General features: G+C 54.6%; 12 protein-coding genes and 1 other RNA gene. 4 read left to right on the top strand and 9 right to left on the bottom strand.

Features of this window, described 5'->3' with window-relative positions; translation table 11 throughout:
* The first annotated feature begins 443 nt into the window (after nt 1-443).
* Nucleotides 444-3,887: a hybrid sensor histidine kinase/response regulator gene (locus tag IE156_RS02895; protein ID WP_189390967.1), complete on the top strand. Its 3,444-nt coding sequence runs from the start codon at nt 444-446 to the stop codon at nt 3,885-3,887.
* Here IE156_RS02895 and IE156_RS02890 read toward each other — a convergent pair.
* The 7 genes from IE156_RS02890 to sstT all read right to left on the bottom strand — a co-directional run bounded on the left by IE156_RS02890 (nt 3,874) and on the right by sstT (nt 10,562).
* On the bottom strand, nt 3,874-4,536 hold the full coding sequence (locus tag IE156_RS02890) for a response regulator transcription factor (protein WP_189390966.1): 663 nt from the start codon (nt 4,534-4,536) through the stop codon (nt 3,874-3,876). The genes IE156_RS02895 and IE156_RS02890 overlap by 14 nt on opposite strands.
* 128 nt (nt 4,537-4,664) lie before the next feature.
* A complete protein-coding gene (gene actP / locus IE156_RS02885) occupies nt 4,665-6,329 on the bottom strand; it encodes a cation/acetate symporter ActP (protein ID WP_189390965.1) in 1,665 nt (554 codons plus the stop codon).
* Nucleotides 6,326-6,637, bottom strand: coding sequence for a DUF485 domain-containing protein (locus tag IE156_RS02880; RefSeq protein ID WP_189390964.1), 312 nt, complete (start codon nt 6,635-6,637; stop codon nt 6,326-6,328). Before IE156_RS02880 ends, actP begins: the two co-directional genes overlap by 4 nt.
* 272 nt (nt 6,638-6,909) lie before the next feature.
* Nucleotides 6,910-7,746 carry a MurR/RpiR family transcriptional regulator gene (locus IE156_RS02875; protein WP_189390963.1) on the bottom strand — a complete coding sequence of 279 codons (837 nt, stop codon included), beginning with the start codon at nt 7,744-7,746 and terminating at the stop codon, nt 6,910-6,912.
* A 198-nt stretch (nt 7,747-7,944) separates the two neighbouring features.
* Nucleotides 7,945-8,448: a nucleoside 2-deoxyribosyltransferase gene (locus IE156_RS02870; protein WP_189390962.1), complete on the bottom strand. Its 504-nt coding sequence runs from the start codon at nt 8,446-8,448 to the stop codon at nt 7,945-7,947.
* 70 nt (nt 8,449-8,518) lie between these two features.
* On the bottom strand, nt 8,519-9,151 hold the full coding sequence (locus IE156_RS02865; RefSeq protein WP_189390961.1) for a LysE family translocator: 633 nt from the start codon (nt 9,149-9,151) through the stop codon (nt 8,519-8,521).
* 184 nt (nt 9,152-9,335) lie between these two features.
* On the bottom strand, nt 9,336-10,562 hold the full coding sequence (gene sstT / locus IE156_RS02860) for a serine/threonine transporter SstT (protein ID WP_189390960.1): 1,227 nt from the start codon (nt 10,560-10,562) through the stop codon (nt 9,336-9,338).
* A gap of 146 nt (nt 10,563-10,708) precedes the next feature.
* Here sstT and ssrA point away from each other — a divergent pair.
* Nucleotides 10,709-11,070, top strand: a transfer-messenger RNA (tmRNA) gene (gene ssrA / locus IE156_RS02855).
* Between the two features lie 233 nt (nt 11,071-11,303).
* Nucleotides 11,304-12,005 (top strand): pseudouridine synthase, encoded by a 702-nt coding sequence (locus tag IE156_RS02850; RefSeq protein WP_189390959.1) that lies wholly within the window; start codon nt 11,304-11,306, stop codon nt 12,003-12,005.
* Between the two features lie 121 nt (nt 12,006-12,126).
* Here IE156_RS02850 and IE156_RS02845 read toward each other — a convergent pair whose 3' ends face one another.
* Nucleotides 12,127-12,780, bottom strand: coding sequence for an FMN-binding negative transcriptional regulator (locus tag IE156_RS02845; RefSeq protein WP_189390958.1), 654 nt, complete (start codon nt 12,778-12,780; stop codon nt 12,127-12,129).
* A 108-nt stretch (nt 12,781-12,888) separates the two neighbouring features.
* Here IE156_RS02845 and pdxR point away from each other — a divergent pair, with 108 nt between their 5' ends.
* Complete coding sequence (pdxR, locus tag IE156_RS02840; RefSeq protein ID WP_189390957.1) at nt 12,889-14,394, top strand: MocR-like pyridoxine biosynthesis transcription factor PdxR; 1,506 nt, start codon at nt 12,889-12,891, stop codon at nt 14,392-14,394.
* Here the strand turns inward: pdxR and IE156_RS02835 are convergent.
* A complete protein-coding gene (locus IE156_RS02835; RefSeq protein ID WP_189390956.1) occupies nt 14,385-15,284 on the bottom strand; it encodes a LysR family transcriptional regulator ArgP in 900 nt (299 codons plus the stop codon). The genes pdxR and IE156_RS02835 overlap by 10 nt on opposite strands.
* Nucleotides 15,285-15,358 lie beyond the last annotated feature (74 nt).

Below are 15,358 nucleotides of genomic sequence, written 5' to 3'. Positions count from 1 at the left end.
TTATTGTCGGGGCGTTTTCCGGCTTGGTTTTGATAGATATGGCTTTAAGGCTGAGTAGTCGCCTACTTACTTACTTAAAACGCTCTATTTCTCGTTATTGGGCCTGACGAATCGAGTTAGTCCGAAGGCCTGAAACTACAGTTGTTTCATGCTGCTCCAGCCAGCTCACCGTGTTAAAGCCGGAGATACTGACTAGAGTGCAAGCAGGGGAGATATAGACAGCAATGACAGGTTTGCGCCTGCTGATTGGCAGGGGGGCGATTGATCACGGCTGTTTACGCTGCTTGTACTGCTAGGTGCCAAATGGATCAGTCTTGAAATTGAAAACGGGTATAGGGAATAAGCCCTAGTCCGCAGGGGTGAGATCCAGCTGGAACTGTCTTAGTATTACTCACAATCGCGAGAAAAATCATCGCGTTATACCAAAGTAGGAGACAGTGCTGATGACGCCGGTTTGGGTGGTCTTGGCTTCTTTGATTTACGCCGCCATTTTGTTTGCTATTGCCTGGTTTGGGGATCGGAACCCCTTGTATACCCAGCGTCCCTGGTTGCGCCCCATGGTGTATAGCCTGGCCTTGGCGGTGTATTGCTCTTCGTGGACTTTTTACGGGGCGGTGGGGTCGGCAGTGCGCTACGGCATTGGTTTTCTGCCTATCTATCTGGGGCCGTTTTTGATGCTGCTGTTTGGTTGGCGAATTCTTGAACGGCTGGCGCTAGTGGCCCAATCCCAAAACACGGTTTCTATTGCTGACTTTATGGCCAGCCGCTATGGCCGCTCTCAGCGTCTGGCTGCGATGGTGGCCGTGGTCGCTGTAGTGGCGGCAGTCCCCTATCTGGCTTTGCAGTACAAGGCGGTCGCCCTGAGCTTGAGCGTCTTGGCGGGCACCGAGTTTCATGCCAGCGTCCTGGGTGATCCGGCCTTGTATGTGGCCATTCTCATGGCTTTGTTTTCCATTCTGTTTGGCACGCGGCAAGTGGATGCGACTGAGCACAGGCCGGGCTTGATGCTGGCGGTGGCTTTTGAGTCCGTGGTGAAGCTGGTGGCACTGGTTGCAGTGGGCCTGTTTGCGGTTCGCTGGTTTGGCAAGGCCGATCTCAATATGGTGGGTGCCGTCAGCACTCTGTTTGAGAGCAGTCCTCCAGTCGGTTTTGTCGGGCAGACCTTGCTGGCTTTCGCCGCCATTATTTGTTTGCCTCGTCAGTTTCATGTGGCCATCGTCGAATGCGGGGACGTGGTGGATATACGGCGGGCGCGTTGGCTGTTTGGCGCTTACCTGCTGGTGGTCAGCGTGATGGTCTTGCCTATCGCGGCGGCGGGAGTCAGCTTGTTCGGGACGGGGGCAGAGGGTGTGGCACCGGATAGTTTTGTGCTGGCATTGCCTTTGTCGCAGAATCAGGTGGGTCTGGCTTTAATGGTTTATATCGGTGGTTTTTCGGCTGCGACCGGCATGGTTATCGTGACCAGCGTGGCCCTCTCGACCATGGTCAGTAATGATCTGGTGATGCCTTTATTGCTGCGCCGGGGCTGGGCACAGTATCAACAAAGTACAGTTGCCTCGACGGTGTTATGGATACGTCGAGTGGCCATTATGGCCTTGGCCGGGGTGGCCTATGGCTATTACATGCTCAGCGGTAGCGATACGACCTTGGCCGCTTACGGGTTGATGGCTTTTGTGGCCGTGGCGCAGTTTGGCCCTGGCTTGATTGGGGGCCTGTATTGGCGGGGAGCCAGCCGGCAGGGGGTGGAGGCGGGCTTGCTATTGGGCTTTGCCATCTGGGTTTATACCTTGCTCTTGCCAACCTTGACCGAAGTCGGGTGGCTGGCCGATGACTGGCTGTATCACGGGCCCTTTGGCCAGTCGTGGCTGCGTCCTTATCAGCTGTTTGGGTTGGATGGCTGGGACCCGTTGACGCATGGCACCTTCTGGTCTTTGTTGTGCAATATCAGTGCGTTTTTGTGGGTGTCCTGGCGCAAGCGCCCTGGCCTGGGGGAACGCTTGCGTGCAGAGCCTTTTCTGAACCCTTATGCAGAGCGGCAGACCCTGGCCTCCCGGCACTCTTATGGGGATTTGTCGGTACACGATTTATGGCTTCTGGCTGAACGGATCGTGGGCAAGAAAACGGCCCGACGAGCTTTTGAAACGCAGGCCAGACAGCTAAATCAGGTGTTTGAGCCGGGTTTGCGTGCGAATAATGCGTGGGTGCATTTTACCGAGCTCTTGCTGGCGGCAGCGGTGGGGGCGGCCTCGGCTCGCTTGGTTTTGACTAGCGCACTGCGCGGTTCCGGTATGGAAGTGGCCGCCATCATGGCAGTACTGGATGAGGCGGGCCAGGAACTGCGTTTTAACCGGGATATTCTGCTGGCTACACTTGAAAATATTGATCAGGGCGTCAGTGTAGTGGATGCGGATATGCGTTTGGTTGCCTGGAACCAGCGCTACCAGCAGCTATTCGATTACCCCCCCAGCATGCTGTATGTAGGCAGATCGGTGGCCGATTTAATCCGCTTTAATGCGGAGCGCGGCAAAGTTGATGGCGTAGAAAGTATAGGTGTGGAGCAGGCCATTGCGCGCCGTATTCAGTTTATGCGGGAAGGCTCCTCGTACGTGACCCAGCGCATGTTGAATGACAAGCAAGTAATTGAGTTGCGTGGACGCCCTTTGCCAGGAGGTGGTTACGTCACCAGTTATAGCGACATTACGCAGTACAAGCGTGTCGAACGTGAATTGAGGGAGATGAACGATAGTCTGGAGCAGCGTGTGGCCGTGCGTACCCAAGAGGCTGAAAAGGCGCAGGAGTCCCGCACGCGATTCTTGACGGCGGTTAGCCACGATGTTCTGCAGCCTATCAATGCCGCTCGCCTGTTTGCGTCCGCCTTGCGCGATACGAACGATAGGGCAGAGATGCCTAATCTGGCCGAGCGGGTTGATACCTCCTTGCGTACTGCCGAGGAGCTGTTGGAGGGCTTGCTGGACATTTCCCGCCTGGATGCAGGGGCCTTGAAGCCGGATTTAAGTGTAATTAATGCTCATCAGCTGCTGCAGCATTTGGCTGATCAATACGCCCCCATGGCGGCCCGACGCGGTATCCAGTTGCGGATTCATGCCCGCCCGCGGCTGGTGTATAGCGATCATCGCCTGCTGCGCCGGGTATTGCAGAACTTCCTGGCCAATGCCTTGCGCTACACGCAAGAGGGGCGGATTGTGCTGGGGGCTAGGGTGCGTGGGGAGGAGCTGGAGTTTCAGGTTTGGGATTCCGGGCAGGGCATACCGCCGCACCATATTGATCAAATCTACGCAGAGTTCCATCGCTACGAGCAGGCGTTTGATTGGGACGGCCGTGGTTTGGGTTTGGGCTTATCCATTTGCCAGCGTATTGCCGTGTTGCTGGGTCACACGCTGGATGTGCGATCAAACGTCGGTGCGGGGAGCATGTTTTCGATTCGGGTTCCCTTAAGCCAGGCGTCTGAGATCAGCAGCCATCAGGCTAGTGAATCCACTAAACCCCAAGATGGGATGGCCCTGTCAGGCTTGCGTGTGCTTTGCCTGGATAACGACCTGGAGATTCTGGCAGGGATGGAGGTTTTGCTTAGCCGATGGGGGGCGCAAATCATTACCGCCAATACAATAGATACCGCGCTGGAAAAGATCAGCTTGAATCCCGATGTGCTGTTGGTGGATTATCACTTGCACGATCGTCTGGACGGCTTGCAGGCTCTGCAGCTGCTGCGTCAGTATTTGCCCCATGCGCAGGGTGCCTTGTTAACAGCAGATGGTAGTGACGAACTCAAAGCAGCGGCTCGTCAGTATGGCTATCTGGTGCTGACTAAACCAGTTAAACCCGCCTCGTTGCGAGCCTTTTTAACTGCGCAGATCAGAAGGTATTAGTCGCGGGGGACTCGTCTTGATTCAAGCCCAGGTGGCTGGCCATCAAGACGGCCTGTGTTCGGTTCGAGGCACCTAATTTGCGCAAAATAGCGGTCATGTGCGCTTTGATGGTGGCCTCGGAAACATTAAGCTCGTAAGCAATCTGCTTATTGAGTTGACCGGTGCTGAGCATTTGCAGGACACGAAATTGCTGAGGAGTAAGTTCGCGTAATTTTGCGGCGACCTCGCGTTCGTCCGTGCTGATGCCGGGGGCGGATGAACCTTGCTCTGGCAGCCACGTGCCACCATCCAGGACGACTTGTAGCGCAATGCCTAGTGTGTGCGAATCAATGGATTTGGGGATAAAGCCCATTGCCCCATGATCCATGGCGCGGCGCATAAATCGGGCCTCTTCGTGGGCGGTGACCAGAATAATAGGCAGCGACGGGTAGGTTGCACGCAAGTGGACGAGGGCGCTGAAACCAATGGCCCCGGGAATATCCAGATCCAGCAGTAATAAGTCGGCGTCCGGATGGTCGTCGACCAGTGGATATAAATTGGAGATGCGATCCGCTTCGTAGATAGCGGTATTGGGAAACAAGCTGGCTACGACACCTCGTAATGCTTCACGAAATAGAGGGTGATCGTCAGCAATGAGCAGTTCAGTCATGAGGGGATTATGCCATGTCCAAGTTTCGGTAATGGTGCCTGCCAGGATGAGCCGCGTATCAGTGAAAACAGGGCACCGAAATGCCCTGTTTTCTATTCAGGCGAGCTGATTAAATCAGCTCAAAAGTCTTAGTGAGCGCTGGCCGTTGCTGCACCAATGCCGGTTTGACTACGTACTGTCAGAGCTTCAAAGGCCTCGCGCTCTTTGTCTGCGCGAGCACTCTTATCCAAGGTCGAGAACAACCAGATGGAGAAGAAAGCCAGGGGGATGGACAGGATGCCTGGGTTAGGGAAGGGAGTGATGGGTTCGGCAAAACCGAATACATCAACCCAGACGGTGCTGCTCAAGACAACCCAAGCGGTTGCCGTTACCAAGCCCAGGAAGCCGCCGATGGTCGCGCCACGGGTGGTGCAGCCACGCCAAGCAATGGACAGAACCAGTACTGGGAAGTTGGCGCTGGCAGCAATCGCAAAGGCCAGACCCACCATGAAGGCAACGTTCTGGTTCTCGAAAATAATACCCAGCAAAATTGCCAGTACACCCAGGACGACCGTGGAGATACGCGAAATGCGCATTTGGTCTTTCTCGGTGGCTCGTCCCTTGGCGATAACGTTCGCATAAAGGTCATGCGAGATGGCCGCAGCGCCTGCCAACGCCAGACCGGCGACGACAGCCACAATCGTAGCGAAGGTAACGGCTGCCAGAAAGCCCAGCAAGAGGTTGCCACCTACCGCGTTGGCCAGATGCACCGCCACCATATTGGTGCCGCCGATCAGGTTGGTCAGCATATTGAAGGAGCCGTCAGGACCCGTCTGGAAGTACTCAGGATGCTTGACCAGCAGGGCGATAGCGCCAAAACCGATGATGAAGGTCAGCAAGTAGAAGTAGCCAATAAAGCTGCTGGCGTAGATGACGGATTTGCGGGCTTCTTTGGCATCAGCCACGGTAAAGAAACGCATCAGGATATGGGGCAGGCCAGCGGTACCAAAGGCTAGGGCAATACCCAAAGACAGCACGTTAAGTGGGTTGCTGCTGACGGCGGCGCCCGGCTCAAGAATGGCATGTCCGGTGGGGTGGGTGGCAACGGCTTCGGCCAGCATGGCGTCGACGTCCCAGAAGAATGCAGCCAGCACCAACAGCGTCATCAGCGTGGCACCCACCAGCATCAGCACGGCCTTGATAATTTGCACCCAGGTGGTGGCTGTCATGCCGCCAAAGGTGACGTAAATCATCATCAACGAACCGACAATCACCACGGCGATGTTGTAGTCCAGGCCAAACAGCAACACGATCAATTTGCCCGCTCCTACCATCTGGGCGATCAGATACAAGGCAATGATCAAGAGCGAGGCACTGGCGGCCAAAATGCGCATGGGGGTTTGCGACAAGCGAAACGAGGTCACGTCAGCAAAGTTGTAGCGACCCAGGTTACGCAGGCGTTCAGCGATCAGGAACATCACAACGGGCCAGCCGAACATGAAGCCGATGGCGTAGATCATGCCGTCAAAACCGCTGACGTACACCATGCCTGCAATCCCTAGGAAAGAGGCGGCGGACAGATAGTCGCCTGCGATGGCCAGACCATTTTGAAAACCGGTCAAGCCGCCACCGGCGGTATAGAAATCCGAGGTGGTGTGCGTGCGACGTGCCGCCCACCAGGTAATGCCCATTGTCCCTGCAATAAAAATCAAGAACATCACAATGGCAGAGGCATTGGCCTGGCCCGGAGAGGCGGCCATTGCATTGCCACTGGCCAAGGTAAACAGGCCCAGACTAAGCAGTAGTTTCTTCATGTCACGTCCTTCATGATTTGAGCCAGCAAAGGATCGTAGACCTTGTTGGAAATGTAGACGAACGTGGAAACCAGCACGACGGCGCTGAGCAGAACAATCGCGGCGCTGAGCACCCCGATGGTCATGGTCATGGACCCGACGGGGCGGCTAAAGAGCTCCGGGTCGAAGGCCAGAGTCAGGATAAAACCGGCGTACACAACCACGGTCAGGCCGAAAAAAATCAGGCTCATGCGGTTGCGTTTTCTAAGTAATTCTTGATACGCCGGGTGCTGCGTCACTGCCGTTACGACAGGATTGGCTGAGGTCATCGTTATGTCTCCTTATTGGGTTGATGATTCTTAGCATCGAAGCTCCATAAGCACGACCTGTGCAGATGGAGTTGGCGCTTAGGGGCGCTCTATGTACAGCATGTATAGAACGAATCAAGTTTTCCCAACAGGCGACTTTGGTCGTAGATGGCGGTTTTAAGGGAGTGGTTTCAGGGGGGGGCGGCGCGTGCGTTGTGCCCAAACAGTCGCACGTTCCCGTTGCCTGCTTTTAGCGGGGAGGGGGACTGGCTACTTTTGTATTTTGAGCTTTATTAGAAAAGCTCATCTGCCAGGGCAAGCTCTTGTGCCTGTTCTAGCCTGCGATTCACACCGCCCAGCTTTAGCACTTCGGACAAGAGCAGATGAGACAGACTGGCGGCAGCCACCGAGTTATCAGGTTGCTGCTCAAACCCCGCCTGACAGGGCAGGGGCCAGCGAGTGCGGGGCCGCTCTTTATAGTCCTGGTCTGTAATATGGACAATCTCCGGGCAACGTATTTCCAGGCGGCTGATGACGTCCGCTAATTGAGCGGTACGCGGGATTAAATCGAAAATAACGATCACGTCCTGATTGCTGATATCAGCCAGATAGTCGGATAAGGTTTGACCAGGACTGGGGATAAGCCGTACGCCGGGAAGAATCTTGGATAGATGCCAGTAAAAATGGCCCGCCAAAAAATAATTGGCTTGCAGGCCTAGTACCCAGATCTGACGAGCACGGCTAATGGCCAGGCTCGCCTCTTGCAAGACCGGGTGGGAGATATGTCGATAGGTATTGCTTAACTTGCTGTAGCTCTCTTGCAGGTGGGCGTTGAGCGCTGCTTCGCCAGCAGATAGCGGCTGGCTGGGCGTAGGCTGGGACTCATCTTTTCTTTCTGTGCGAATCTGCTTGCGTGCCGCCTCGTAATTCGCGTATTCCAGGCGACGGATCAGGCGCGTAACCGTGGCATTAGAGACTTGGGCCAAGCCCGCCAGTTCAGACGCGGTATAGCTGGACAGGTCGCCCGAAAAATCCAGTGTGAATTGGGCCAGACGTCGCTCGGAGGCGGGCAGGTCTGTCAGGATGGCGCGGACACGGTCAAGAAAAGAGATGTTGCTGATGTCTGGCATGGTGCTGGGCAGTGCCCTGTTTTCTTATTGAATGAGGCTAGGTGATGCGGACGCCCGATTTTTGGGGCGATAGTGTTGAAGCAGGATGTTTTTCAGCGCCCATCATACCCGATTTCAGCCAGCGTTTAAGTCGTTTAATTTTGGTTCTGTTTTAATGTAATGTATTGATTTTAAATAATAAATTAATCTAAAAACTATTCAGCCTGTTGCCTTGAAATAATCCTGTGCCGCGCGCAAGGCATCCATAAAAGAGCCCTGTACAAACTCCGTACTGATAGCCACCATCAAGTTGGATGGCAGGCCAAAGTCTTCGATCAAGGCACCATGACGGTCACGCCAGATATGGGTGGCCGGGTCCAGTACAACCGGGCTGTAATGTTCGCGCACCGTATCCAGAACCGTATCGGAGCTAGCGCGATACGTGAAAACAGCTAAACCTTGGGCAACGGCATAGCCAATCTCAAAAGCGGTGCCGGTATCGATTTCAGCCCCTCTAAAGGGAGTGATATTGGCTAGCACGGCGTCGGCCTGTTCAATCAGACGGATATTGTGGTGATAGATGGCGGAAGCTTCTATTTCTTCCTGGTCAACCGGATGCAAGGGCTTGAAGCCAAAGTCGCGTACTAACTGCTTGTGCAATTTGGCACGCTCCGCAGCATCAGCGAAAAAAACGTCAGGACCTGCTAAATAGATACGTTTCATTTTGGCTCCTTGATGACTGCCGATTCTTGCAGCTATTGATCGATGATATACGATTCATCCCGCCTGAGAATCAATGGGTCTCGCTGCGGCGATACAGGCTCAGTGCCACCGCCAGACCGGCCAGCATGCCGGCACAGCCCCGATTCAGCCAGCGCATGGCCTGGTTCGAAAGAAGGCGCATGGCATGATGGCCGCCCACAGCGTAGACACTCATCAAGGCGATATCGATGAGGGCGGTGACCAGTGCCAGAGTGATGTACTGGGCGGCAATCCCTCCCTCGGGACGAATGAACTGAGGAAGAAAGGCGGAGAAAAATAGCAGCCCTTTGGGGTTGGACAGAGCAACTAATAGGGATCGCACAAAGGCAGCGCGACCAGAGAGAGGTTTTTCAGATGCGGTATCTGTCTGGATGGGGCCGACAGGGGCGCGCCACAAGCCGTAAGCCAGATACAGCAGGTATGCCGCACCTATCCATTTTACCAGCGTGAAAAGTTGCTCAGAGGCAATCAGAAGGGCTCCCAGGCCACAGCCCACTGCAGCGATCAAGATCAAGTCTGAAAGCGCTGCGCCGGCAATACCACATGCCGCGATGCGCTTGCCCCCATGGGCTCCATTGTTCAATGCAAGCAGCATGGTCGGTCCGGGCATGATGGTCACAGCAGATACGGCGATGATATAGAGAGAAAGGCTGGCTAAATGCATGGAAGACTCCTTGGCGACGGTCTGACTATTGAAAAATGCACCAGAGCCGCTACAAAGGCATGGTTGCTTGTTTCTGCGTGAAGGGCTACTTGCTGACGACGAAGGGGCAAGGCTGCAAAGTGTGCAGGACAGACACAAAAAAGGCCAGCCTGAATGGCTGGCCCTTGATGCATCAAAGCGTCAATCAGGAACGGCCTGGTTCAAGTGTTGCCGCGGCGGTAAACAAGACGTCGGTGGAGGAGTTCAAGGCGGTCTCTACCGAGTCCTGTACGACTCCAATTACAAAACCAACGCCAACCACTTGCATAGCGATATCGTTGGAAATTCCGAACATATTACATGCCAGTGGAATTAGCAGTAACGAGCCACCCGCCACGCCGGAGGCACCGCAAGCCGCAATCGTTGCTACCAGGCTCAACAACAAAGCAGTGGGTAAATCAGCCGGAATTTCCAGCGTGTGCACAGCGGCCAGTGTCAGTACGGTAATTGTGACGGCGGCACCCGCCATATTGATGGTGGCACCCAGTGGAATGGAGACCGAGTAGGTGTCTTTATTCAGGCCCAGACGCTCGCACAGAGCCATGTTTACCGGGATATTGGCGGCAGAGCTGCGGGTAAAAAAAGCGGTAATGCCACTTTCACGCAAGCAGGTAAAGACAAGAGGGTAAGGATTGCGACGCAGTTTGACGAACACAATCAGTGGGTTGATAAGCAAAGCCACTACCAGCATGCAACCGACCAGTACCATGAGCAGCAAACCATATTGGCGCAGGGCCTCAAAGCCGGAGTCGGCAATGGTGACTGCAACCAGACCAAAAATCCCCAAAGGTGCAAAGCGGATCACCAGACGCACTAGCGAGGAGACGGCATTAGACGTGTCGGTGAGCAGGTCGCGCGTGCTTTGCGAGCCGTGCTTGAGCGCCAGACCCAACACAATGGCCCAGGCCAAAATACCCATGTAGTTGGCATTGAGCAAGGCAGCAACCGGGTTCACCACAATGCTGGTGAGCAGGTCCAGCAGCACTTCAACAATATTACCGGGTGGGTTTAAGGTGGAATTGGCCAGATCCAGCTTGAGCTTCACGGGAAAGGCAAAGCTGGCGATTACTGCAATCAGGGCAGCCAAAAAGGTACCCAATATATACAGCATCAAAATAGGCCCCATGCGGCTGGAGGACTGAGCCTTCTGATTGGCAATGGAAGACAGCACCAGCACAAACACCAAAATCGGCGCAACCGATTTCAGGGCAGAAACAAACAGCTGACCGAGTAGGGCGATCGAGTGGGCGGCGGCGGGAGCAAAGTGCCCCAGCAAAATACCGGCGATCAGGCCGATCACAATTTGAGTAACAAGACTGCCATGCAGGATAAAGCCTAATGGGCCTCTGGCTTGGTTGGCGGGATGGGCCATGAAAAGCGACTCCAGACAAAAGGGGTAGGTGTGAAGCACATGCAAAAACGCTCTGGCGAGGACTCAGCCAGAGCGCGGAAAAAAGCTATTCTAGCACCAGGAACTATACATTTCGCAGCCTATGTGATATGGTTGCTAATCCACATGGGGTCGACATGGCTTCGACGTGGGTCAAGAAACAGATCAGGGCGTGTCGAGCACCAGTTCGCTCGTAAATCCACTGGAAAACTATAAACGCCAACGACGAGCGTTTCGCTCTAGCCGCTTAAGGCTGGGCCGCTGCACTAACTTGTCTTTGGGTTAGGTAGGGCAACCTACAGCAGTGTTATTTACAAAGAATCGAATCGGCCTGTGCCACGTAGTCCGGTTCTAAAACTTAGTGGATCGCCAAGGAACGGCCTGTCAATTGGCACAGTCCGAGGTTAAAACTTAAAATTAATTGACTACACATGTAGAACTGTCTGTGGACGGCTTGCGGACGGGGGTTCAATTCCCCCCGACTCCACCAAAATTCTTGAAGAATCAGTACAAAAAAAGACCGTGTCAGAAACTCTGACACGGTCTTTTTTTTATTGGCTTGAGTAAAGAATGCTGAGTCGGCTGCGTCCCGCCATGATTTCAGTCGTTTGCCCATCATTTTTCTATCCGCTTCATCGCTATATGTTTTTAAGAAGCGGTTTGTAAAAATGGATGCAGAGCAAAAACAGACAATTATTGACTAACTATTTATTTGGAAATGGCATGCGCCTGGATAAGTTTCTTGGTGAGAGCACGGACCTGAGCCGCACGGATGCGCGCAAAGTGCTTAAAAGTGGGGAAATAACGGTTAATGGGGAAATGGTCAATCAAGGCTCCCACGTTATTAAAGAAGGGGATGTGGTGTTGTGGGACGATGAGCCGCTTGCCTTGATTGGCTTGCGCTACATCATGCTTAATAAGCCTGCTGGCTATGAATGCAGCCTTAAAAATAGCGCCTACCCTTCAGTAATGATGCTGCTGGATGTGGACAAGCGAGATCGCTTGCGCACGGTCGGGCGCTTGGATGTGGATACCACCGGCCTGATTTTGATTACGGATGACGGGCAGTGGACGCATCGTATTATTTCGCCGCGCCATCAGTGCGACAAAGTCTATGTAGCGACATTGGCAGAGCCCTTGCCCGATAACGCAGAAGCTATCTTTCAGGCTGGTATTTTGCTGAATGGTGAGGACAAGCCGACCCTGCCGGCGGTGCTGGAACGCATTGATGAGCGCACAGCCCGACTCACGATTCAGGAGGGGAAATACCATCAGGTCAAGCGCATGTTCGCTTCCTTGGGGAATCTGGTTCAGGCCTTGCATCGTGAGCGTATTGGTTCTCTGGTATTGGACGATAGTCTGGAGCCGGGCGAGTCACGCTATTTAACGCCAGCTGAAGTACAGGAGTTGGCTGCAGGCAGCTGAAATAGCCATTGATTAGCGGCATAAGCAGATCGTTCTAAGTAAATCGACGCGACCTGAACGGTGCCTGCCATTAGACCCAGCAAGGCGTCTACGCCTTGCTGGGAGGCTTTACCAGCCATGCCTATTTAGGCAGCAGTGTTGCAAGCGTCTCAGCCAGCGCTGCCTGCATCGCATTGCCAATGAATGAATCCCCTTGGTGATTCAGTGCCGTGGCTGCTGCCTCTCTGTCGCGTGGCTCTTTGTTCTGACTTAGCTTGGTCTTGCCAATCAGCCGTGTGATTTCAATTTCAATTCCCACAATTGCCTTCAACATGGCATCGATATAGTCTTTGGGCCCATCCGTCATCTTCCACGGCACAGGCTGGCTGGCTTCATGGATGCGTGTCAGACGAGCCACGGCGCCGCGCACATAGCGCTCGTCATCGCGTATTGTCACCCGTCCGTAGGCGTGAGCCACGATGTAATTCCAGGATGGCACTTGCTTGTGTGTCTCGAGTTTGCTGGGAAACCATTGTGGAGAGATATAGGCGTCGCCGGCTCGAAACACCACCATCACTTCATCACCGTTTTCCAGGTCTTGCCACACGGGATTATTCCTGGCGACGTGGCAGTGCAGCACGCCTTGTGGCCCTTCTTTAGGGTGCAGCATGAAGGGCAGGTGGTTGGCGCTTAAGCCATTTTTGCCATTGGCAACCAGGATGCCCAAAGGGTGTTGGGCGATCAGCTTGTGTAGCTGTTCGGGGCGGGATTCATTGAAGTGGGCGGGAATATACATTGCAGCCTTGGCTAAGGTCTTGGGGTTCGAGGTCAATGTGTCTATTATTGGTCTATTCTGGCTCACTGTTCTGTACCAGTTTGGTGCTATTTTTATGGACCACATACTATGCCTAGAACGGCACATAATCCGAAGATTCCATCTCTTGGCGAACTGGATCGCAGGGCGGGAGCCTTAGGGCGTCAGCTGGCGCAGAAACTGCGTGATGCGGTTAAAAGTGGTGCGCTCAAATCGGGTGAATCCTTACCCTCCACGCGCGCTTTGGCCAGTTCCCTGGGAGTCGCTAGGGGTACGGTGGTAGAAGCGTTTGAGCAACTGATTGCCGAAGGTTTTTTGGAGTCCTCTCCAGGTGTAGGTACCTACATTGCCCATACACTGACCAGTCCGAAACGTCAGGCTAAAAAACGTATTGATCTACCCCTTCCTGCCCAGCCTGCGCCACCTTCTGCCGAGCCCTTCAATACGGTTGCTGCCCAGTTCGAGCCGCTGCCACCCGTGCCATTTGCGGTGTCGATCCCGCTTGGTGCCGCCTCGCCTGGTCCGGTATGGCGACGTTTGGGGAATCGTCTGCGGGCGCACGGTTTGGGGGCGCCCGGAGGCTACGGCGATCCGCAAGGTGCTTTGCCTTTGCGGGAAGCGATTGCCGAGTACGTACGCCGATCTCGTTCGGTACGTTGTGAGGCCGAGCAGGTGATTGTGACGACGGGCACTCAGCAAGGCTTGTTTCTGGCTTGTTTGGTCTTATTGGGCCAAGAGGACTTTGCCTGGGTGGAGAATCCAGCCTATCCAGGGATCACTGCCATTTTGAATACCGTTGGCGCACCTGAGCGTATGGTTCGTGTGCCGGTGGACGAGGAAGGTTTGGATGTAGAGGCGGGGAAACGCCTGCAAGCCGATGCGCGGGTGGCGTTTGTGACTCCGTCGCACCAATATCCTTTGGGCATGCCCATGAGTATGGCGCGGCGTAATGCCTTGCTGGCGTGGGCACGTGCAAAGTCTGCCTGGATTGTCGAGGATGATTACGACAGCGAATTCCGCTATTCAGGCCATCCCTTTCCCTCCATGCAGGGCCTGGACCCGGAGCGGGTGATTTATCTGGGGACTTTCAGCAAGGTGCTGTTTCCGTCCTTGCGCCTGGGTTATGCGATTGTGCCGCCTCAGTTGGTGAAGGCATTTTGTGGTGCGCGAGTTCTGCTGGATCGGCACCCGCCCAGTGCGGACCAGCATGTCTTGGCCAGCTTTATTTCAGTGGGGCATCTGGAGCGCCACATCCGGCGTATGCGCGGGGTCTATACCCACTGTCGTAGCCATCTTTTTGAGATTGTGCGCGAGGTTTTGCCGGGCAATATAGCTAGTTTGCAGCCCGGCGATCAAGGTATGCATTCTGTGTTGTGGTTGGCCCCGTCTATTGACGATGTGGCCGTGGCCCAACGGGCGCTGAAAGAGGGCGTTGCGGTGCGTCCGGTGTCTTCCATGTATCAAGCGGGCGATGGGCCGCCGGGGCTGATCTTGGGTTTGAGTGCTTTTAGTCGTGAACAGATGACGGAGGCGGCTAGCAAGCTGGCGCGTATTATTTCCGAGCTTGCAGAGCCATCTAAGTCTAATCAATTCTGAACCGGATGCAAGGAGATACTTGCCGCCTGCCGCAATGCACCACCTAGATGTTGCAAAGTATCGGATCGAATTGCGGCGTGCTGCCAATACAGGGGAACATCCAGCCAGCGACCGGGGGCGATCAGCATCAGCTCTTGTGCGTCAAGAGCCTCATAGACCAAGGATTCGGGGGCTAGACACCAGCCTAGACCTAATGCCGCGGCTTTCACAAAACCGGTTGAGGTAGGCAGATAGTGAATGGGAGGGGCAACCCGCGCCTGGGTGATCTGGCGGATAAAGCGCCATTGCAGTTCGTCCTTGCGGTTGAAGACGATCATGGGTGCCTGATCCAGCGAGCTGGCATCCACGCCGGTAGCGAAATGATTCGTCATGAATTTTGGCGAGGCGATAGCCTGATAGCGCATGATGCCCAGAGCCTGAACTTCGCAGCCTTGCAAGGGGGTGGGCTCGGCGGTGACGGCTCCCAGCACAGAGCCATTGCGTATCAGTTCCAGAGTGTGATCCTGATCGTCAACACGCACATCAAACAAGTAGCCGTGCTCCTGGCTTAGCTGGGATAAGGCTGCCAGAAACCAGGTGTCCAGCGAGTCGCTATTGACCGCGATGGCAATAGGTCTGCAGGGGCCATTTTTTTCTGGCAGGAAATCGGCCAGTGCTTCCGCTTCCAATACTTGCATGGGGCGCACCCGGCGCAGCAACAATTCACCAGCCGGAGTGGGGCGACAAGGCGGTTGGCGCAGTACCAGAACTTGTCCCAGTCTGTCTTCCAAGGTTTTGATTCGTTGCGAGACGGCCGACGCGGTGATGTACAGCTTGCGTGCTGCCGCTTCAAAACTGCCTTCCTCCAGGACCGCCGTAAAGGCCCTCAATTGTGGATTCAGTAGATCCATACCTAAACCTTGAATTAGTTTTTCTTAATCTAGTAAAGAAAAATTAGCTTTTCTTAAAACATAAATGACAGCAC

Origin of the sequence: Alcaligenes pakistanensis, assembly GCF_014652815.1 — a bacterium.
GTDB classification, from domain to species: domain Bacteria; phylum Pseudomonadota; class Gammaproteobacteria; order Burkholderiales; family Burkholderiaceae_B; genus Alcaligenes; species Alcaligenes pakistanensis.
This window is presented reverse-complemented; position numbering and strand designations above follow the sequence as displayed.

Excerpts from the sequence above, each read along its gene's own strand:
- IE156_RS02880 (WP_189390964.1), bottom strand. The coding sequence starts at position 6,637 with ATGACCTCAGCCAATCCTGTCGTAACGGCAGTGACGCAGCACCCGGCG.
- sstT (WP_189390960.1), bottom strand. The coding sequence starts at position 10,562 with ATGGCCCATCCCGCCAACCAAGCCAGAGGCCCATTAGGCTTTATCCTG.
- IE156_RS02850 (WP_189390959.1), top strand. The coding sequence starts at position 11,304 with ATGCGCCTGGATAAGTTTCTTGGTGAGAGCACGGACCTGAGCCGCACG.
- IE156_RS02875 (WP_189390963.1), bottom strand. The coding sequence starts at position 7,746 with ATGCCAGACATCAGCAACATCTCTTTTCTTGACCGTGTCCGCGCCATC.
- IE156_RS02865 (WP_189390961.1), bottom strand. The coding sequence starts at position 9,151 with ATGCATTTAGCCAGCCTTTCTCTCTATATCATCGCCGTATCTGCTGTG.
- IE156_RS02835 (WP_189390956.1), bottom strand. The coding sequence starts at position 15,284 with ATGGATCTACTGAATCCACAATTGAGGGCCTTTACGGCGGTCCTGGAG.
- IE156_RS02890 (WP_189390966.1), bottom strand. The coding sequence starts at position 4,536 with ATGACTGAACTGCTCATTGCTGACGATCACCCTCTATTTCGTGAAGCA.
- IE156_RS02870 (WP_189390962.1), bottom strand. The coding sequence starts at position 8,448 with ATGAAACGTATCTATTTAGCAGGTCCTGACGTTTTTTTCGCTGATGCT.
- IE156_RS02895 (WP_189390967.1), top strand. The coding sequence starts at position 444 with ATGACGCCGGTTTGGGTGGTCTTGGCTTCTTTGATTTACGCCGCCATT.
- pdxR (WP_189390957.1), top strand. The coding sequence starts at position 12,889 with ATGCCTAGAACGGCACATAATCCGAAGATTCCATCTCTTGGCGAACTG.
- IE156_RS02845 (WP_189390958.1), bottom strand. The coding sequence starts at position 12,780 with ATGTATATTCCCGCCCACTTCAATGAATCCCGCCCCGAACAGCTACAC.
- actP (WP_189390965.1), bottom strand. The coding sequence starts at position 6,329 with ATGAAGAAACTACTGCTTAGTCTGGGCCTGTTTACCTTGGCCAGTGGC.